The organism is Amycolatopsis sp. NBC_01286 (assembly GCF_035982555.1).
Classification (GTDB): Bacteria; Actinomycetota; Actinomycetes; order Mycobacteriales; family Pseudonocardiaceae; genus Amycolatopsis.
The window spans coordinates 7,816,846-7,838,626 of record NZ_CP108428.1 but is presented as its reverse complement, the minus strand read 5'-3'; the positions used below and the strand labels follow the sequence as shown (position 1 = coordinate 7,838,626).

Sequence of the window (21,781 nt, the reverse complement as noted above, 5' to 3'; positions counted from 1 at the left end):
CCCGCCGACTTCGACCCCCGTGCGCTCACCCGCCTGCCCGCGACGCTGGCCGCGGCGGGGGAGGAGGACCAGCTCGCGCTGCGCCCCGGTGGCGCGCACGTCCGCCGTCTCGTCCCCGCCCCGGCCGGAGGGCCGGTGCCGGACCGGGCCGCCGTCCCGAAGGACGGCACGGTCATCGTCACCGGTGGTACCGGCGCGCTGGGCGGCAAGCTCGCGCACTGGCTCGCCGACGAAGGTGCCGGGCACATCGTGCTCACCAGCCGCCGCGGGCTCGACGCGCCGGGTGCGCGGGAACTCGCCGACGACCTGACGGCGGCCGGGGCCCGCGTGACCGTCGCCGCCTGCGATGTCTCCGACAGGACCGCGCTGGCCGGCCTGATCCAGGGGCTGCCGGCCGAGTTCCCGCTGCGCGGCGTGGTGCACGCCGCCGGTGTGCTCGACGACTGCGTGGTCGACGCCGTCGACCCGGGCCGCTTCGAGACCGTGCTGCGGCCCAAGACGGCCGCCGCGCTCAACCTGCACGAGCTGACCGCGGACCACGACCTGAGCATGTTCGTGCTGTTCGCCTCGATCGCCGGCACCGTGGGCGGGCCCGGCCAGGGCAGTTACGCCGCCGCCAACGCCGTGCTCGACGCCCTCGCCGAACAACGCGCCCGGGACGGGCTGGCCGCGACGTCGGTCGCCTGGGGCGCCTGGGGCGAGGTCGGCATGGCGGCCGACCCGGCGATCCAGGAACGGATGCGCCGCAGCGGCGCCGCGGCCCTCGCGCCGAGACGCGCGATCCTCGCCCTCGGCGAGGCCCTGCGCCGCGGCGACGTCTCGCTGACCGTCGCCGACATCGACTGGAGCCGCTACGCGCCGGGCATGGCGCTGATGCGGATGACGCACCTGCTCGACGGGGTCCCGGCCGCCCGCGCCGCCGTCGAGGCCGCGCGGCGTGAACCGGAAGCCGCGGAAACGTCGCTCGTGGACGAGCTGGCCGCGATGTCCGAACCGGAGCGGGTCAGCACGCTGTCCCGCGCGGTGCGGACGGCGGCCGCGATGATCCTCGGGCACGCGTCACCGGATGCGATCGAGCCGGAGGCCAAGTTCGGCGGTCTCGGCTTCGACTCGCTGAGCGCGGTCGAGTTCCGCAACCTGCTGGCTCGCCGCACCGGGCTGAACCTGGCGCAGGGCATCGTCTTCGACCACCCGACGCCGCTCGCGCTCGCGCAGTTCCTGCGGACCGAGCTGGTGCCGGCGGACCGGCCGGCGACCGATCCGCTGACCGAAGAACTGGACCGGCTGGAACGGGCGCTGGCGGGCGCCCAGCTCAGCGACGTCCGCAAGGACGACCTCACCCGCCGGCTGCACGGGCTGCTCGACGGGATGCGGTCCGACCGCGTCGCCGGCGACGTCGTCCTCGCGGCTTCGGACGACGAAATGTTCGACCTGCTCGGCAAGGAGTTCGGGATCTCGTGAACAGCCACGATGGGCGAGGGTTCATGGACAACGAAGAGAAGCTTCGGCACTTCCTCAAGCGCGTCACCGTGGAACTGCAGGAGACCCGCGAAAAGCTGCGCGAAGCCGAGACGGCGGACCAGGAGCCGATCGCGATCGTCGGCCTGGGCTGCCGCTTCCCCGGCGGGGCCTCGAGTCCCGAGGCGCTGTGGGAGCTGCTGTCCGGCGGACGCGACGCGATCACGGAGTTCCCGGACGACCGCGGCTGGGACGTCGACCGGCTGCACGACGCCGAGGGCAACACCCGCGGCACGTCGTACGTCCGGCACGGCGGTTTCCTGCACGACGCGGGTGACTTCGACCCCGCGTTCTTCGGCATCTCGCCGCGCGAAGCACTGGTCATGGACCCGCAGCAGCGGCTGATGCTGGAGATCTCCTGGGAGGCGATCGAGCGCGCCGGGATCGACCCGGCCGCGCTGCGCGGCTCGTCGACCGGCGTGTTCACCGGCACGAACTTCCAGGACTACATCCACCTCGCGGCCAGCGCGGCCGAGGGCGCCGAGGACTACCTGTCCACGGCGAACGCCTCCAGTGTGCTGTCCGGCCGGGTCGCGTACGCGCTCGGCCTGGAAGGTCCCGCGATCACCGTCGACACCGCGTGCTCGGCGTCGCTGGTCGCGATGCACCTGGCCGCGCACGCGCTGCGCCGCGGCGACTGCTCGCTGGCCCTGGCCGGCGGCGCGACGATCATGGCCACCCCGACGTTGTTCATCGCCTTCAGCCGCCAGCGCGGCCTCGCGCCCGACGGCCGCTGCCGCTCGTTCGCCGCCGGCGCCGAGGGCACCGGCTGGGGTGAGGGCGCGGGCGTCCTCGTCCTGGAGCGGCTGTCCGACGCCGAACGCAACGGCCACCGGATCCTCGCGGTCATGCGGGGGAGCGCGGTCAACCAGGACGGCGCGTCCAACGGCCTCACCGCCCCGAGCGGGCCCGCGCAGGAACGCGTGATCCGCGCCGCGCTCGCCGGCGCCGGGCTCACCCCGGCCGACGTCGACGCCGTCGAGGCCCACGGCACCGGCACCACCCTCGGCGACCCGATCGAGGCCCGCGCCCTGGCCGCCACCTACGGCCGTGACCGCCAGGGTGAGCCGCTGTGGCTCGGCTCGGTGAAGTCGAACCTGGGGCACACCCAGGCCGCCGCCGGTGTGGCCGGCGTGCTGAAGATGGTGCTCGCCCTGCAGCACGGCGTGCTGCCCGAGACCCTCGGCGTCGACGCGCCGACCCCGGCCCTCGACTGGGATTCCAGCGGTCTGGCCCTGGTCACCGGCACCCGCGAGTGGCCGGAGACCGGCCGGCCGCGCCGCGCCGGCGTCTCGTCGTTCGGCCTCAGCGGCACGAACGCCCACATCATCCTGGAGCAGGCCCCGGCGATCCCCGAGCGGGAGTCCTCGCCGGACGTCCGCGTCCCGGGCGTGCTGAACTGGCCGCTGGCGGGCAAGAACGCGGCCGGGCTGCGGGCCCAGGCCGCGCGTCTGCTGTCCTTTGTGGACGGAGAGGTCGCACCGCTGGACCTCGCGTACTCGCTCGGCACCACCCGCGCCGCGCTGCCGCACCGCGCGGTCGTCACCGGCGCCGGCCTCGACGACCTCCGCCAGGGTCTGGCCGCCCTCGCCGCGGGCAACGGCCCCTCCGGCGTGGCCGCCTCTGGCGCCGTCGCGTTCCTGTTCACCGGCCAAGGCGCGCAGCGTGTTGGCATGGGAGCCGAGCTGTACCAGGCGTTCCCGGTGTTCGCCGAGGCTTGGGACGCCGCGTGCGCCCACCTCGACCCCGCGCTGACGGACGTCGTCCGCGGCACTGGCAACCTCGACGAGACTCAGTACGCTCAGGCCGCCCTGTTCGCGCTGGAGGTCGCGCTCTTCCGGCTGACCGAGTCGTGGGGCCTGCACCCGGACTACCTGCTCGGCCACTCCGTCGGCGAGATCGCCGCGGCCCACGTCGCGGGCGTGTTCTCCCTTGAAGACGCCTGCGCGCTCGTCTCGGCGCGCGGCCGGCTCATGCAGGCCCTCCCGGCCGGCGGCGCGATGCTCGCCGCCGAGATCCCCGAGGCCGAAGCCCTCGAACTGATCGCCGGTCGCGAAGCCGCGGTCTCGCTGGCCGCGATCAACGGCCCGGACTCCGTCGTGCTCTCCGGCGACGAGACGGCGATCGACGAGCTCGCCGCCGAACTGACCACACGCGGCCGCCGGACCAAGCGCCTGCGCGTCAGCCACGCCTTCCACTCGCCGCGGATGGAGCCGATGCTCGGCGAGTTCGCCGCCGTGGCCCGCGGCATCACCTACGGCGAAGCCCGCCTGCCGGTGGTCTCGAACCGCACCGGCCGCGTCGCGACCCCGGGTGAGCTGCAGGACCCGGCGTACTGGGTTTCCCACGTCCGCGAAGCCGTCCGCTTCGCCGACGGCGTCCGCTGGCTGGCCGAACGCGACGTCACCCGCTTCGTCGAGCTGGGGCCCGACGGCGTGCTCAGCGCGATGGCCCAGCAGACCGTGAGCGACGACGTCCGCTGCGTCCCGCTGCTGCGCTCGGGCCGGCCGGAGGAACTCTCCGCCGCCACGGCGCTCGCGACGCTGCACGTCGCCGGGGTGCCCGTCGACTGGGCCGGGTTCTACGCCGGGACCGGCGCGACCCGGGTGGACCTGCCGACCTACGCGTTCCAGCACGAGCGCTACTGGCCCGAGGCGACGCCGCCGGGCGCGGCGGCCACCGACCCGGCCGGCCTGGGCCTCACCGCGGCCGGGCACCCGCTGCTCGGCACCGCGATCGGCCTGGCCGACGGCGAGGGCTACCTGTTCACCGGCCGGCTCACCGCGGCGGCGACGCCGTGGCTCGCCGACCACGTCATCATGGGCTCGATCCTGTTGCCGGGCACGGCGTTCCTGGAGCTGGCCGTGCGCGCCGGCGACAGCGTCGGCTGCCCGCAGGTCGCCGAGCTCACCCTCGAAGCGCCCCTGGTCGTGCCGGAGCGCGGTGGGGTGCGGCTGCAGCTGATCGTCGGCGCGGCCGACCACGCCGGCCGCCGCCCGATCACCGTCCACTCGCGACTCGACGACGAACCCGAGGACACGGCCTGGGAGCGCCACGCCAGTGGCGTGCTCGCTCCGGGCGAGCCGGTCACGGTCCCGGCCGCGGAGGCCTGGCCGCCCGCCGGTGCCGACGAGGTCGACATAACCGGCTTCTACGACGGCCTCGCGTCCGTCGGGTTCGGTTACGGGCCCGCGTTCCAGGGCCTGGAACGCGTGTGGCGCCGCGGCGACGAGGTCTTCGCCGAAGTCTCGCGCCCGCGTCAGGCGACCGCCGCCGACTCCTACGGCCTGCATCCCGCCCTGCTCGACGCCGCCCTGCACGCGCTCGGCGCGGCGGGCCGGGCCGAGGACGCGGACCGCCTGCTGCCCTTCGCGTGGTCCGGCGTCACCCTCCACGCCGCCGGCGCGTCCGCGCTGCGCGTCCGGATCGACGCGACCAACCCGGTTTCGGTCTCCCTGAACGTCTCCGACGCCGCCGGTGAACCCGTGGCGACGGTGGATTCCCTCGCCCTGCGCCCGGTTTCCACGAACACCGGACGCAAGGCACGCCACGAATCGCTCTTCACGGTCGAGTGGGTCCCGGTCCCGGCCGGTGCGGCCCCCGCCGTCGCGGACTGGCCCGCGCTCGGCGCCGACTTCGGCCCGGAGATCCCGGCGCTCGTCCGCTACACCCCGGTCGTGCCGGACGGCGAGACTCCCAGTGCGGTAAGGGAAGCCGTCCACACGGCCCTGAGCACCGTCCAGGACTGGCTGGCCGACGACCGGTTCACCCGCTCGCGGCTGGTCGTCGTGACCCACAGCGACCTCGTCACGGCACCGCTGTGGGGTCTGCTGGGCTCCGCCCAGGCCGAGCAGCCGGACCGGATCACCCTGGTCGAGCTGGACGACGACCCCGCGTCCGCGGAGCTGCTGAGCGCCGCGGTGGCGCTGGGCGAGCCCAAGATCGCCATCCGTGAAGGAAAGCTGTGCGTGCCCCGGCTCGCGCGGGCCGCCGTCACCACCGATGCGACGCCGGTGTTCGACGAGACCTCGACGGTGCTCGTCACCGGTGGCCTCGGCGGGCTCGGCGGCCAGGTCGCCCGGCACCTCGTCACCGAACACGGCGTCCGGCGGCTGCTGCTGCTCGGCCGCCGCGGCCCGGACACCCCGGGCGCCGACCGCCTGTGCGCCGACCTCGCCGAATTGGGCGCCGACGCCACGGCGATCGCGTGCGACGTCGCCGACCGCGACGGCCTGGCCGCGGTGTTCGCCGGCCACGAGATCACGGCCGTCGTCCACACCGCGGGCGTCCTCGCCGACGCGACCTTCCCGTCACTCACCGGCGAGCAGGTCGACGCCGTCCTGCGGCCCAAGGTCGACGCCGCCTGGCACCTCCACGAACTGACCGCCGACCTGCCGGGCGTCACGGCGTTCGTGCTCTTCTCGTCCGTCGCCGGCGTCTTCGGCGCGGCCGGGCAGGGCAACTACGCCGCCGCCAACGCCTTCCTCGACGCCCTCGCCGACCACCGCCGCACACAAGGACTTCCGGCCGTCTCGCTGGCCTGGGGCGCGTGGGCGCCGTGGGAGTCCGAAGGTGGCAATCTCGGCATGGCCGGCACTCTCGCGGACGCCGACATCGAGCGGATGACCCGCGCCGGCACCCCGCCGCTCGCCCTCGACCAGGCGCTGAGCCTGTTCGACGCCGCGCTCGGCGCCGACGACGCCCTGCTCGCCCCGGTCCGCCTCGACCTCGACACGCTTTCGGGCGCGCCGGAGGTCCCGCCCCTGCTGCGACGCCTGGTGCGCGGCTCGGCCCGCCGCCGCCCGAAGGCCGACTCTGGTCTGACCGCCCGGCTCGCCGCGCTGGCCCCGGCCGACCGGCAGCGCGCGCTGGTCGACCTGGTGCGCACGCACGTCGTCGGCCTGCTCGGCTACAGCTCGATCAGCCAGGTCGAGCCCGCCCAGTCGTTCTCCGACCTCGGTTTCGACTCGCTGTCGGCGGTCGAGCTGCGCAACGCCGTGCAGGCCGAAACCGGCCTGCGGCTGCCCGCGACGCTCGTCTTCGACTACCCGACCGTCCTCGCCCTGGCCCGCCACCTGCACGACGAACTGGTCGGCTCCCTCGGCTCCCTGGATGCCGTCGACCGGACGCCGGTGCGCACGGCGGCCGCCGTCGAGTCCGACCCCGTCGTCATCGTCTCGATGGGCTGCCGCTACCCGGGCGGCATCACGTCCCCGGACGAGCTGTGGGACTTCGTCGTCGGCGACGGCGACGGCATCTCACGCTTCCCCGGCGACCGCGGCTGGCCCGTCGACGCCATCTACCACCCCGACCCCGACCACGCGGGCACCAGCTACACCCGCGACGGCGGCTTCCTCGACGACGTCGCGGGCTTCGACCCCGGCTTCTTCGGCATCTCGCCGCGTGAGGCCCTGGCGATGGACCCGCAGCAGCGCCAGCTGCTGGAGACGTCGTGGGAGGCCCTGGAACGCGCCGGGATCCGGCCGGGCACCCTGCGCGGCAGCCGGACCGGCGTCTACGCCGGGATCATGTACCACGACTACCTCGGCGCCAACGTCGAGTTCCCGGCTGACTCGCTCGGTTACCTCGGCACCGGCAACGCGGGCAGTGTGCTGTCCGGCCGCATCTCCTACGTCTTCGGGCTGGAAGGCCCGTCGGTCACCGTCGACACCGCGTGCTCGTCTTCGCTGGTCGCGCTGCACATGGCGGCGACCGCCCTGCAACGCGGCGAGTGCGAGCTGGCCTTGGCCGGCGGCGTCACGGTGATGGCCACGCCGGGCACGTTCATCGACTTCAGCCGCCAGCGCGGCCTCGCCGCCGACGGCCGTTGCAAGTCCTACGCGGACAGTGCCGACGGCGTCGGCTGGTCCGAAGGCGTCGGCGTCCTCGTGCTGGAGCGGCTGTCCGACGCGCGCCGCAACGGTCACCCCGTGCTCGCCGTGGTCCGCGGCTCCGCCGTCAACTCCGACGGCGCGTCCAACGGCCTCACCGCGCCGAACGGGCCGTCGCAGCAGCGCGTCATCCGTCAAGCACTCGGCGCCGCCGGGCTGACACCGTCCGAAGTGGACGTCGTCGAAGGCCACGGCACCGGCACTACCCTCGGCGACCCGATCGAGGCGCAGGCGCTGCTGGCCACCTACGGCCAGGAGCGGGACGAGTTCCAGCCGCTGCTGCTCGGTTCGGTCAAGTCGAACCTCGGCCACACCCAGGCCGCCGCCGGTGTCGCGGGCGTGATCAAGTCCGTGCTCGCCATGCGCGCCGGCATCGTCCCCAAGAGCCTGCACATCGACGCGCCGTCGTCCCACGTGGACTGGACGGCCGGCGACATCCAGCTCGTGACGGACACCCGGCCGTGGCCGGAGACCGGCCGCCCACGCAGGGCCGCCGTGTCGTCGTTCGGCATCAGCGGCACCAACGCCCACGTCGTGCTGGAGCAGGCCCCGGCCGCCGAACCGGCACCCGTGGTGACCCAGGACGACCGGCCCGCGCCGTGGCTGCTGGCCGCCCGGACGCCGGAAGCCCTGCGTGCCCAGGCCGAACGGCTCCTGACGGCGGTCGGCGACGCCGACCCCCGCGACGTCGCCTGGTCACTGGCCACCACCCGGACGGCGTTCGAGTACCGCGCGGTCCTCACCGGCGACCCGGTCGCCGCGCTCACCGCCCTCGCGGCGGGGGAGGACGTGCCACTTCCGGCCACCCCGGGGGCCCGGACGGCGTTCCTGTTCACCGGCCAGGGCGCCCAGCGCGCCGGCGCCGGACGTGAGCTGTACGAGCGGTTCCCGGCGTTCGCCGAGGCCCTCGACGACGTCTGCGCGCACCTCGACCCGGAACTCGGGTTCTCCTTGCGGGAGCGCATGTTCGACGTCGACGCGTCCCTCGAACCCACCGACGTCGCGCAGCCCGCGCTGTTCGCGATCGAGGTCGCGCTGTACCGCCTGCTGCGCTCCTGGGGCGTCACGCCGGACCTGCTGCTCGGCCACTCGATCGGTGAGCTGGCCGCGGCGCACGTCGCCGGCGTCTTCTCCCTCGCCGACGCGTCCCGCCTGGTGGCGGCGCGTGGCCGCTTGATGGCCGCACTGCCCACAAGTGGCGCGATGGTCGCGATCAACGCGACCGAAGCGGCTGTCGCCGGAGCGATCGACGGCCGCGCCGGAGTGTCGATCGCCGCGGTCAACGGGCCGGAGTCGGTCGTCCTGTCGGGCGACGAAGACGTCGTCACGGAGATCGCCGCGACCTTCGCCTCGGACGGTTACCGGACCAGCCGCCTCAAGGTCAGCCACGCGTTCCACTCACCGCTGATGGACCCGATGCTCGACGACTTCCGCGCGATCGCGGAGACCGTCGAGTACGCCCCGGCCGAGCTGCCGGTGGTGTCGAACCTGACCGGCGCGATCGCCGGCGACGAGCTGGGCACGGCGGACTACTGGGTGCGCCACGTCCGCGAAGCCGTCCGGTTCGCCGACGGCGTCGCGGCCCTGCTCGCCGACGGCGTTACGGCGTTCCTCGAGGTCGGCCCGGCCGGCGTGCTCAGCGCCATGGCCGCCGACACTCTCCCCGCCGAAGCCGTCGCCGTCCCGGCACTGCGCCGTGACCGCGAGGACGTCGACGCGATCGTTGATGCCCTCAGCGCGCTCCACCGGCACGGCGTCGACGTCGACTGGGACGCCTACTTCGTCGGGGGCCACCAGCTCGCCCTGCCCACCTACGCCTTCCAGCACGAACGCTTCTGGCCGCGGATGGCCACGCTGCCCGGCGACGTCGGCGCGATCGGCCTCGGCGCCGTCGCCCACCCGCTGCTCGGCGGCGGCATCGACCTGCCCGAGTCGGGCGGATTCCTGTTCACCGCACGGGTTTCGCTGGCCACCCACCCGTGGCTGGCCGGGCACCGCATCGCCGGTTCGGTCCTGCTGCCCGGTACCGCGCTGCTCGAGCTCGCCGTCTGCGCGGGCGACCAGCTCGGCTGCCCGGGTGTCGGCGAGCTGACCCTGCAAGCGCCGCTGGTGCTGGCCGACGAGGCCGGCACGCACGTCCAGGTCGCCGTCGGCCCGCCCGACGAGGCCGGCGACCGGCCGATCACCGTCTATTCGCGCCGCGAAGACGCCATCGACCAGCCGTGGACCCGGCACGCGAGCGGCACGCTGCTGGCCACCGCTGAACCCGCGCCGGAGCCGGTCCGCCGTCCCGACGGCGCGGCCGAAGCAGACCTGGCCGACCTGTACGACCGGTTCGCCGACCAGGGCTTCGAGTACGGCCCGGCCTTCCGCGGCCTGACCGCGGTGTGGCGGCACGGCGAGGACGTCTTCGCCGAAGTCGAGCTGCCGGAGGACGAACACGCCGACGCGGCGTCGTTCGGGCTGCACCCCGCGCTCCTCGACGCCTGCCTGCACGCGACGTCGTTCAGCACCGCCGTCCGCCCCGGCTCGCTGCCGTTCTCGTGGGAAGGCGTCTCGGTGCACGCGGCCGGCGCGACCGCGGTGCTCGTGCGGATCTCACCCGCCGGCGACGACGCGGTTTCCCTGCACGTCACCGACGCCGACGACCACCCCGTCGCGTCCGTGCGCTCGCTGGTGCTCCGGCCGCTGCCCTCGGGCGCGATCGACGACACCGCCGACCGCGACTCCCTGTTCCAGCTCGACTGGATCCCGTTCACCCCCGGCGCCCCCGAGACCGGCGCGGTGGCCGTCGCGGGCAGTGACCCGCTCGGCGTCGCCGGCGTCTTCCCGGACGCGACGCGGCTCCCGAGCCCGCTGACCTTCGAGGGTGACGTCCCGCCGTTCGTCGTCCTCCCGGTCGCCGGGGCCGAGAACGCCGACGTCGTGCGGGAAACGCGCGAACTCACCACGCACGTCCTGGCCCTGCTGCAGGACTGGCTGGCCGACGAGCGGTTCGCCGCGGCGCGGCTGGTGCTCGTCACCCGCGGCGCGACGACCGGGGCGGACCTGCCCGCCGCCGCCGTCTGGGGCCTCGCCCGCACCGCCCAGGTCGAGCACCCTGGCCGCATCGTGCTCGTCGACCTCGACGGCACCGCCGAGTCCCTGGCCGCACTGCCCTCGGCCCTCGGAACGGGCGAACCGCAGGTCACGCTGGTCGACGGCGACCTGCGCGCGGCCCGCCTCACCCGCGCCGAAGCGGCACTTTCACGTGAAAGTGCCGCCTCCTGGGACCCCGACGGCACCGTGCTCATCACCGGCGGCACCGGTGGGCTCGGCGGGCTGCTGGCCCGCCACCTGGTCACCGAGCGCGGCGCCCGGCGCCTGCTGCTCGTCAGCCGCCGCGGCCTGGCCGCCGACGGCGCTCCCGAACTGGTCGCCGACCTCACCGAGGCCGGTGCCGAGGTCGACGTCCGGTCCTGCGACATCGCCGACCGCGACGCGCTGCGAGCGCTGCTCGAAGACGTCCCGGCCGAGCACCCGCTGACCGCCGTCGTGCAGACCGCCGGTGTGCTCGACGACGGCGTTCTCGGGTCGCTGACCCCCGAGCGGCTCGCGACCGTGCTGCGCCCCAAGGTGGACGCGGCCTGGAACCTGCACGAGCTGACCCGCGATCTCGACCTCGCCGCGTTCGTCTCCTTCTCGTCGGTCGCCGGCACCTTCGGTGGTGCCGGGCAGGCCAACTACGCCGCCGCCAACGCCTTCCTCGACGCGCTCGCCCTGCGCCGCGCCGGCGAAGGACGTCCCGCGCAGTCGCTGGGCTGGGGCCCGTGGGCCGCCGCGACCGGGATGACCCGGGCGCTCTCCGACGCCGACATCGAGCGGATGGCCCGGCTCGGCATGCCGGTGCTGCAGCCGGAGCAGAGCATCCGGCTGTTCGACCGCGCGTTGACCACCGACCGCGCCGTGCTGCTGCCGGTGCGCCTCGACCTGCCGGTGATCCGGACCCAGCCGGAGATCCCGCCGCTGCTGCGCGGCCTGGTCCGGGTCTCCGGGCGTCGCCTCGCCGGCGGTGGTCCGGCCGCCGCCGGCCTGGTGCGCCGCCTGGCCGGGCTGAGCGAGAACGAGCGGGCCGAAGCCGTGCTCGACCTCGTGCGTGGCCAGGTCGCGCTGGTGCTCGGGCACGCCGACGCCGCCGCGATCCCCGCCGCGAAGACGTTCCAGGAGCTCGGTCTCGACTCCCTGACCGCCGTCGACCTGCGCAACAAGCTGACCGCCGCGTCCGGCGTCGCGCTGCCGGCCACGACCGTCTTCGACTACCCGACGATGACCGCGCTGGCCCGGCACCTGACCGGCCAGCTGGCCGGCGCGGACGACGACCACCAGGACGCGGCACGGGTGACTGCGCCGTTGCTCGACGAGCCGATCGCGATCGTCGCGATGAGCTGCCGCTACCCGGGCGGCGTCACCACGCCCGAGCAGCTCTGGGACCTCGTCGCCGGAAGTACCGACGCCATCACCGAGTTCCCGTCCGATCGCGGCTGGGACGTCGACTCCCTCTACGACCCCGACCCGGACCACCCGGGCACGTCCTACACGCGCCACGGCGGGTTCCTGCACGACGCGGCCGAGTTCGACGCCGCGTTCTTCGGGATGAGCCCCCGCGAAGCCGTCGCCACCGACACCCAGCAGCGGCTGCTGCTGGAAGTCTCGTGGGAGGCGATCGAACGGGCCGGCATCGACCCGCGTGTCCTGCGCGGCAGCCGGACCGGCGTGTTCGCCGGCGTGATGTACAACGACTACAACAGCCTCGTCTCCGGCGGTGACCTCGAGGCCTACCAGGGCAACGGCAGCGCGGGCAGCGTCGCCTCCGGCCGCGTCTCGTACGTGCTGGGCCTCGAAGGCCCCGCCGTCACCGTCGACACGGCGTGTTCGTCGTCGCTGGTCGCGCTGCACTGGGCGGCGCAGGCGCTGCGTTCCGGCGAGTGCACGCTCGCCCTCGCCGGCGGCGTCACCGTGATGTCGACGCCGGGCACGTTCGTCGGGTTCTCCCGTCAGCGCGGCCTGTCCGCCGACGGCCGCTGCAAGTCCTTCTCCGACGACGCGGACGGCGTCGGCTGGTCCGAGGGCGCCGGGATGCTGCTGCTGGAGCGGCTGTCCGACGCGCGCCGCAACGGCCACCCGGTGCTCGCCGTGGTCAAGGGTTCCGCCGTCAACTCCGACGGCGCGTCCAACGGCCTCACCGCCCCCAACGGCCCGTCGCAGCAACGCGTGATCCGCCAGGCGCTGGCCGCGTCCGGACTGTCCACTGCGGACGTCGACGTCGTCGAAGGCCACGGCACCGGCACCACGCTCGGTGACCCGATCGAGGCCCAGGCGCTGCTCGCGACCTACGGCCGCGACCGGGAAACCCCGCTGCTGCTGGGCTCGGTCAAGTCCAACATCGGCCACACCCAGGCCGCCGCCGGCGTCGCCGGCATCATCAAGATGGTCGAGGCGCTGCGGCACGGCGTCGTCCCGCCGAGCCTGCACGCCGGCGCGGTGTCCACGCACGTCGACTGGGCCGCCGGCGACGTCGAGGTCGTCACCGGGAACCGGCCCTGGCCGGAGACCGGCCGGGCGCGCCGCGCGGCGGTGTCGTCGTTCGGCATCAGCGGTACCAACGCCCACACGATCATCGAGCAGGCCCCGGACGCGAACCTGCCGGACGCGCCGCCGGACGCCGGTGTCGTGCCGTGGCCGCTGTCCGCGTTCACCGAACCAGCCCTGCGGGCGCAGGCCGCCCGGCTGGCGGAGCACGCGACCGAAGCCACCGAACTGAACCGCGTCGACGCGGGCTACAGCCTGGCCACCGGCCGGACCGCCTTCGACCAGCGCGCGGTCGTGCTGTCCGAGCACCGCGGCGAACTCGCCGCCGCGCTCGAAGCGCTGGCCGCGGGGGAGCCGCACCCGGCCGTCGTCACCGGCCAGGCGGACGAGACGGCGAAGCTCGCCGCCCTGTTCGCCGGGCAGGGCGCCCAGCGTCTCGGCATGGGCCGCCGGCTCTACGCCCGGTACCCCGCGTTTGCCCAGGCCTGGGACGCGGTCGTCGAGCTGCTGCCCGGCGACTGGTCCGGGATCGTCTGGGGCGAGGACTCCCGCGCGCTGGCCGGCACCGCCGCCGCGCAGCCCGCGTTGTTCGCGCTCGAAGTCGCGCTGTTCCGGCTCGCCGAGTCGTGGGGCGTGCGCCCGGACTACGTGCTCGGGCACTCGGTGGGGGAGATCGCGGCCGCGCACGTCGCGGGTGTGCTGTCCCTGGCCGACGCCTGCACCCTGGTCGCGGCCCGCGCCTCGCTGATGGGCGCGCTGCCCGCCGGTGGCGCGATGGTGTCCGTGCGGGCCACCGAAGACGAAGTGCGCCCGTTGCTGGGCGACGACGTCGCCATCGCGGCGGTCAACGGTCCCGAAGCCGTCGTGCTCGCGGGCGTCGAGGACGCCGTACTGGCCGTCGCGGCCCAGTTCGAGAAGACGACACAGCTCAAGGTGAGCCACGCGTTCCACTCGCCGCTGATGGACCCGATGCTCGACGAGTTCCGAGCGGTGGCCGAGTCCCTGACCTACGCCACGCCGCGGATCCCGCTCGTGTCCACGGTGACCGGCGAGCTGCTGGAATCCGTGAGCGCGGACCACTGGGTCGCCAACGTCCGCCGCACGGTCCGCTTCGCCGACGGCGTCACGGCGCTGCACGGGCGCGGCGTCCGCGTCTTCGCCGAGTTCGGCCCGGACGGCGTCCTGTCGGCGATGACCGCCGGGACCCTTCCGTCCGACGTTGTCACGGTTCCGTTGCTGCGCAAGGACGTCCCCGAGCCGCGGGCCGCGCTCGCCGGGCTGGGCGGCCTGCACGTCACCGGCGTCCGCGTCGACTGGGCCGCGGTGCTGGCCGGTGGCCGGCGGACGGCACTGCCGACGTACGCGTTCCAGCGGGAACGCTTCTGGCCGAAGGGCGGCGCGACCCCACGTGGCGACGCCACCGCCGCGGGCCTCGGCGTCGGCGGCCACCCGATGGTCGGCGCCGTGGTGCGCCCGGCCGGGTCGGGCGAGATCCTGCTGACCAGCCGGCTGTCCGTGTCCGGGCACCCGTGGCTGGCCGGGCACGTCGTCGGCGGCAGCGTGGTGCTGCCCGGCACCGTCTTCGCCGAACTCGCCCTGCGGGCCGGCGACGAAGCCGGGACGCCGTGCCTGGAAGAGCTCACGCTCACCGCGCCCCTGGTCCTGCCCGGCCGCGGCGGCGTCCAGGTGCAGCTGCGCGTAGCCGAGCCGGCCGGCGACGGACGTCGCGCCCTCACCGTCTACTCGCGACCGGAAGACGCCGACGACCTGGCCTGGATCCAGCACGCCACCGGTATGTTCGGCCCGGCACGTCCGGCGGCCACCTTCGACGCCGCGGAGTGGCCGCCTGCCGGCGCCGTCGAGGTCGACCTCGACGGCCACTACGAGCGCCTCACCGACGCCGGACTGGCCTACACCGGAGCGTTCCGCGGCCTGACCGCCGCGTGGCAGCTCGGCGACGACGTCTTCGCCGACGTCGCGCTCCCGAGCGACGAGGCGGGGGAGGCGGGCGCGTTCGGCCTGCACCCGGCCCTGTTCGACGCCTGCCTGCACGCGATCGGCTTGCTGGGTACCGAAAGCGGTGCCGCCGAGCTGCCGTTCGCCTGGGAAGGCGTCCAGCTGCACGCGACCGGCGCGGCGAACGTCCGGGTCCGGATCTCCCGGTCCGGCGCGGGTGTCGCGATCGCCGTCGCCGACCCGGCCGGGCAGCCGGTCGCGGAGGCCGCGTCGCTGCGGCTGCGCCCGCTGACCGCGTCCCGTCCCGGCCCGGTGGGCCAGGAACACCTGTACCGGCTCACGTGGACCCCGCTGACCGCGACGCCGTCCGGCTTCGCCACCGCCGGTGTCCTGGGCGACACGACCGAACTCCTGACCACAGCGGGAATCGAGACCGCCTTCGACGACGTCGAAGCGGCCGCCACGGCCGCACCGGACCTGGTGGTCCTCCCGCTTCTGGGCCAGCCGCACGACGACGCGGCCGAATCGGCCCGTGCCCTGACCGCCCGCACTCTCGGACTCCTCCAGGAATGGCTGGCCGAGGATCGGCTGCGGGAGACCCGGCTTGTCGTCCTCACCCGCGGGGCCACCGACGGTGACCCCGCCGCGGCGGCCGTCTGGGGGCTCGTGCGCTCCGCGCAGGCCGAGCACCCGGGCCGCGTCACGCTGGTCGACCTCGCCGACGACACGACCGGCCTGGCCGCTGCTCTCGCCACGGACGAACCGCAGGTCGTCCTGCGCGACGGTGAGGTGCACGGTGGCCGGCTCGCCCGCGTCGCCGTGGCCGAAGCCGAGGCTTTCGGCGACCCCGACGGCACCGTCCTGATCACCGGCGGCACCGGGGGACTGGGCGCGCTGTTCGCCCGGCACCTGGCTTCCGAGCACGGCATGCGCCGGCTGCTGCTGGTCAGCCGCAGCGGCGGCGACGTCGACGAGGTCACCGCCCTGATCGCCGAACTCGCCGCGCACGGCACCGAAGCGAGCGTCGCCGCGTGCGACGTCGCCGACCGGGACGCCCTGGCCGCGCTGCTGGCCGGGATCCCGGCCGAGCACCCGCTGACCGCCGTCGTGCACAGTGCGGGCGTCGTCGACGACGGCGTTCTCGACTCCCTGACCGCCGAGCGCTTCGACCGCGTGCTGCGGCCCAAGGCCCAGGGCGCGTGGAACCTGCACGAGCTGACCAAGGACCTCGGCCTGACGTCGTTCGTGGTGTTCTCGTCGGTCGCCGGCACCGTCGGCACCGCGGGCCAGGCGAACTACGCCGCGGCCAACGCGTTCCTCGACGCCCTCGCCCGCCGCCGCCACGCCGAAGGCCTGCCCGCCACCTCGCTCGCCTGGGGCCCGTGGGCCGCGGGCAGCGGCATGACGAGCGCGCTGACCGACGCCGACCTCGCCCGGATGGCCCGCGCCGGCACCCCTGCCATCCCGGCCGAGCTGGGCACGCGGCTGTTCGACGCGGCCCTGGCCGCCGGCGTGCCCGACCTCGCGCCGGTCCACCTCGACCTGCCCGTGCTGCGGGCCATGGGCGAGGTCCCGCCGATCCTGCGCGGCCTGATCCGCGTCCCGCTGCGCCGGTCCGCCGCCGCGGCGGGTGGCGAAGCCGCGGTCGGTCTCGTCCGCCGGCTCGGCGCGCTCGACGAGGCCGGGCGCGTCCGGGCCCTGCGCGAGCTGATCACCGCGCAGGTCGCCCAGGTCCTCGGGCACGCCGACACCGGCGGGCTCGACGCCGACCAGACGTTCCAGCAGCTCGGCTTCGACTCGCTGACCGCCCTGGAGCTGCGCAACCGGCTCGACGGCGCGACCGGCGTCCGGCTCAGCGCCACCGCCGTGTTCGACTACCCGACCATCGCCGCGCTCGGCGGGCACCTCCTGGAAGCGCTGCTCGGTTCCGGCGCGGTGACCGACGAAACCGCCGTGCCCGCCGCCGTCGCGGGCGACCCGATCGTCATCGTCGGCATGAGCTGCCGGTTCCCGGGCGGGGTCTCCTCGCCCGAAGACCTGTGGCAGCTGCTGACCGAGGAGCGCGACGCGATCACGGCGTTCCCGGCCAACCGCGGCTGGGACATCGCCTCGCTCTACCACCCGGACCCCGACAACCCCGGCACGACCTACACCCGCGAAGGCGGTTTCCTGCACAACGCGGGGGAGTTCGACCCGGAGTTCTTCGGGATGAACCCGCGCGAGGCGCTGGCCACCGACGCCCAGCAGCGGCTGCTGCTGGAGACCGGCTGGGAGGCCGTCGAGGGCGCCGGGATCGACCCGGCCACCCTGCGCGGCAGCCGCACCGGCGTGTTCGTCGGCGTGATGTACAACGACTACGGCCTGACGCTGAACCACATGGCCGACACCGACGGCTACGAGAGCAACGGCAGCTCGCCGAGCGTCGCCTCCGGCCGGGTCGCCTACACCTTCGGCTTCGAAGGCCCGACCCTGACCGTCGACACGGCGTGCTCGTCGTCGCTGGTCACCCTGCACCTGGCCGCGCAGGCGCTGCGCAACGGCGAGTGCGGGCTGGCGCTGGCCGGCGGCGCGACCGTGATGGCCACGCCCGGCACGTTCGTCGGGTTCAGCCGCCAGCGCGGCCTCGCCACCGACGGCCGCTGCAAGGCGTTCTCCGACGACGCCGACGGCCTGGGCTTCGCCGAGGGCGTCGGGATGCTGCTGCTGGAACGGATGTCCGACGCGCGGCGCAACGGCCACGAGATCCTGGCGGTCGTCCGCGGCTCGGCGATCAACTCCGACGGCGCGTCCAACGGCCTCACCGCGCCCAACGGGCCCTCGCAGCAGCGGGTCATCCGCCAGGCGCTCGCCGCGGCCGGACTGTCCACTTCGGACATCGACGCGATCGAGGCGCACGGCACCGGCACCAAGCTCGGTGACCCGATCGAGGCGCAGGCGCTCATCGCGACCTACGGCCGCGACCGGGAGCACCCGCTGCCGATCGGCTCGGTGAAGTCCAACATCGGGCACACGCAGGCCGCCGCCGGCGTGGCCGGGATCATCAAGATGGTCCTCGCCATGCGCCACGGCGTCCTGCCGCGCTCGCTGCACGCGGCCACCCCGTCGTCCCACGTGGACTGGCAGGACAGCGGTGTCGAGGTGCTGTCGCAGGCCCGGCCGTGGCCGGACGCCGGCCGCGTGCGCCGCGCGGCGGTGTCGTCCTTCGGCATCAGCGGCACCAACGCCCACACCGTGCTGGAAGCCGCCCCCGCGCCGGCCCCCGCGCCCGCCCCGGAGACGCCGCCGGCGATCGTGCCGTGGGTGCTCTCGGGCCGGACGTCGGCCGCCCTGCGCGGCCAGGCGGAGCGGGTGCTGGCGCACCTGCCCGAGCAGGCGGACGCGGCCGCGATCGGCCGCGCGCTGGCCGGCCGGTCGGCGTTCGCGCACCGGGCCGTCCTGGTCGGCGAGGACCGGGCGGGGCTGACGGCCGCGCTCACCGCCGTCGCCGCCGGGGAGGCCGCACCGGACGTCGTGACCGGCCGCACCTTCGGCACCCGCGCCCCGGCGTTCGTCTTCCCGGGCCAGGGCTCGCAGTGGGCCGGGATGGCCCGCGACCTGCTGGCCGCGTCCCCGGTCTTCGCCGGGACGATGGCCGAGTGCGCCGCGGCGCTGTCCGAGTTCGTCGACTGGTCGCTGCTCGAGGTCCTGGAGGACGACGAGGCCTTGCAGGAGGTCGACATCGTCCAGCCCGCGCTGTGGGCGGTGATGGTGTCGCTGGCCGCGCTGTGGCGCGAGTTCGGCGTCGAGCCCGCCGCCGTGGTCGGGCACTCGCAGGGCGAGATCGCCGCGGCCTGCGTCGCGGGCGCCCTGAGCCTGTCCGACGGCGCCCGGGTAGTTGCCCTGCGCAGTCGTTTGATCAGGCAGAAGCTCGCCCGCACCGGCGTGATGCTGTCGATCGTGGCGCCGGCCGACGACGTCCGTGCCCTGGTGGCGGACCTCGGTGACGAGGTCTCGATCGCCGCGGTCAACGGGCCGAAGCTGGTCACCGTCTCCGGCGACGAAGGCGCGTTGACCGCGCTGGAGAAGCGCCTCTCGGCCGCCGGCATGATGCGCTGGCGCCTGGCCGGGGTGAACTTCGCCGCGCACTCGCCGCAGGTGGAGCTCCTCGAGGACGACCTGCTGGAGCAGCTGGCGCCGATCACGCCGCGCAGCAGCACGGTGCGGTTCTATTCGTCGGTGACCGGCGGCCTGCTGGACACCGCCGAACTGGACGCCCGGTACTGGTACCGCAACATCCGCCAGACCGTGCTGTTCGGCGACGCGTCCGCGGCGATGGTCGCCGACGGGACCGCGGCGTTCATCGAGCCCAGCCCGAGCCCGGTGCTGAAGATGGCGCTGGAGCAGACCATGGACCCCACCGGCGAGCCGCTGGTGTTCCAGGAGACCCTGCGCACCGGCGAGGGCGATTGGCGCCGGATGGTGACCGCGGTCGCCGGTGCGCACGCCCAGGGCGTCACCATCGACTGGCGCGCCTACTTCGACCGCGCCGGCGTCACCACCGGCGTCCCGCTGCCGACGTACGCCTTCCAGCGCAAGAACTACTGGCCCGAGGCCCAGCCGAAGGCCGCGCCCGAGGCGGGGGAGAGCGCGGCGGACGCGCGGCTGTGGGGCACGGTCGCCGCCGCCGACGTCGACACCCTGGCTTCGGTCCTGGACGTCGACCGCACGGCGCTGGACTCCGTCCTGCCCGCGCTGACGTCGTGGCGGGAGAAGCTGCGCAGCGACGCCGCGATCGACCGCTGGTGGTACCGGATCGACTGGACGCCGTTGAAGGTGCCGGCGGAAGCCGCGGTGCCGGGCCGGTGGCTCGCCGTAATCGCCGAGGGCACCGAGGACCAGCCGTGGGTCGGCCGGGTGCTCGGCGCGCTGCCCGGTGACGTCACGGTGCTGCCGGTCGCCGAACCCGACCCGGTCGCCCTGGCGGCCCGGATCGAGGCGCTGCCCGGCTCGTTCGACGGCGTCGTCTCGTTGCTGGCCCTGCGCTCCGAACCGCTGCCGGGCGCACCGACGGCCCCGGCCGGGATGACGCTCACCGCCGTCCTGGTCCAGGCGCTGGTCCAGGAGGTCGACCGGTTCGGCGCCGGGGTCCGGCTGTGGTGCCTGACCCGTGAGGCACTGGGCGTCGAGGACCATCCGGCGGCGCCGGACACCGTCGAGCAGGCCGCGGTCTGGGGCTTCGGCCGCACCGTCGCGCTGGAGCTGTCCGCGGCCTGGGGCGGCATGGTCGACCTCACGGCCGAACCGAGCGAGACCGACCTCAAGAACCTGCCGCTCGTGCTCGCCGGGATCGACGGCGAGGACCAGGTGTGCCTGCGGACCGGCCGGATCCTCGGCCGGCGGCTGCGCCGCACCACCGCGGCCGAGACCCCGGTGATCACCCCGGCGCTGGCCGGGCCCGGCACGGTCCTGGTCACCGGCGGCACCGGCGCGCTCGGCGCGGAGACCGCACGCTGGCTCGCCGACGCCGGCGTCAAGCGGCTGGTGCTGACCAGCCGCCGCGGCCCGGACGCACCAGGTGCCGCCGAGCTGGTCGAAGACCTGGCCGCGCGGGGCGCCGAGGCGGCCGTCGTGGCCTGCGACGTCGCCGAGCGCGACCAGCTCGCCGCGATGCTCGACGCGATCCCGGCCGAGCACCCGCTGCGCGGTGTCGTCCACTCCGCCGGCGTCCCGCAGGGCGGCGCCGACGTCGTCGCCCTGACCCTCGACGACGTCGAAGCGGTCCTCAAGTCCAAGGTGGCCGGGGCCCGGCTGCTCGACGAGCTCGTCGGGGACCGGGAGCTCGACTTCTTCGTGCTGTACTCGTCGGTCGCCGGCATGCTCGGCAGCGGCAAGCAGAGCGCCTACGCCGCGGCCAACGCCTACCTGAACGCGCTGGCCGAAGACCGGGTGCGCCGCGGGCTGCGCGGCACCTCGCTCGGCTGGGGCCTCTGGGGCGAGACCGGGATGGCGATGCAGGGCGACATGCTCGACCACATGCAGCGCCACGGCCTGGTCCCGCTGGCCCCGGCCGAGGCGATGACGGCGTTCGGCCGTGCCCTGGGCTTCCAGGGCTCCGTGCTGGCCGCGGACTTCGACTGGAGCCGCTTCGCCCAGACGTTCACCCTGCCCCGCCAGAGCGCGCTGCTGAGCGAGCTGCCGGAGGTCCGGCAGGCGCTGGGCGCGGACACGATCGTCGAACGCGACGCCGTCGTGGCCGAGGCGACCCTGCACGAGGAACTGGCCCACCTGGAACCGGCGGAGCGGCGCGAGGCGCTGCTGACGCTGGTGCGCTCGATCGCCGCCGAGCTGCTCGGTTACGGCGACGGGTCGGACATCGAGCCGACCCAGGCGTTCCGGGAGATGGGTGTCGACTCGCTCGCCGCCGTCGAGGTCCGGAACGTGCTGGCGGAGCGGACGGGCGTGCGGCTGGCCTCGACGCTGGTGTTCGACTACCCGACCGCGAACGCCATCGCCGGGCACCTCCACCGCGAGCTGTTCGGTGACGTCGACGACGTTCCGCTGTCCGAAGAGGAGACCCGCGTCCGGAAGTTCCTGGCGGCGGTCTCATTCGACCAGCTGCGCTCGCTGGGCCTGATGGACCTGCTCGTGGAGGCGGTCGACCGGTCGGAGCGGACCTACGACGAGGAATCCGCGGCGGAGACCGGCGACGACGGCGATATCGGCGACATGGATGCGGACGATCTCGTCCGCTTCGTGCTGGGCGGACAGGACTGAGAGCAGCGGGTCTAGGCCGGATGGCGGCCCCGGTGACGGGCAACAACTAGACGTTTCCGGGTCTGCCGTGCGGTTGACTCACTCGCCAAGAAGGA

At 74.7% G+C, this 21,781-nt stretch carries 2 protein-coding genes (1 of these 2 cut by a window edge); both read left to right on the top strand.

Features of this window, described 5'->3' with window-relative positions:
- On the top strand, positions 1–1,461 hold the 3' end of the coding sequence (locus OG570_RS36085) for a type I polyketide synthase (protein WP_326953362.1). Its footprint begins 6,936 nt before the window's first position; 1,461 of the gene's 8,397 nt are visible here — the last part of the coding sequence; its start codon lies beyond the left edge, outside the window; its stop codon occupies positions 1,459–1,461.
- Entirely contained in the window at positions 1,458–21,686 is a 20,229-nt protein-coding gene (locus OG570_RS36080; RefSeq protein WP_442788213.1) for a type I polyketide synthase, read from the top strand. The genes OG570_RS36085 and OG570_RS36080 overlap by 4 nt, the downstream gene beginning before the upstream one ends.
- The last annotated feature ends 95 nt before the right edge of the window (positions 21,687–21,781 follow it).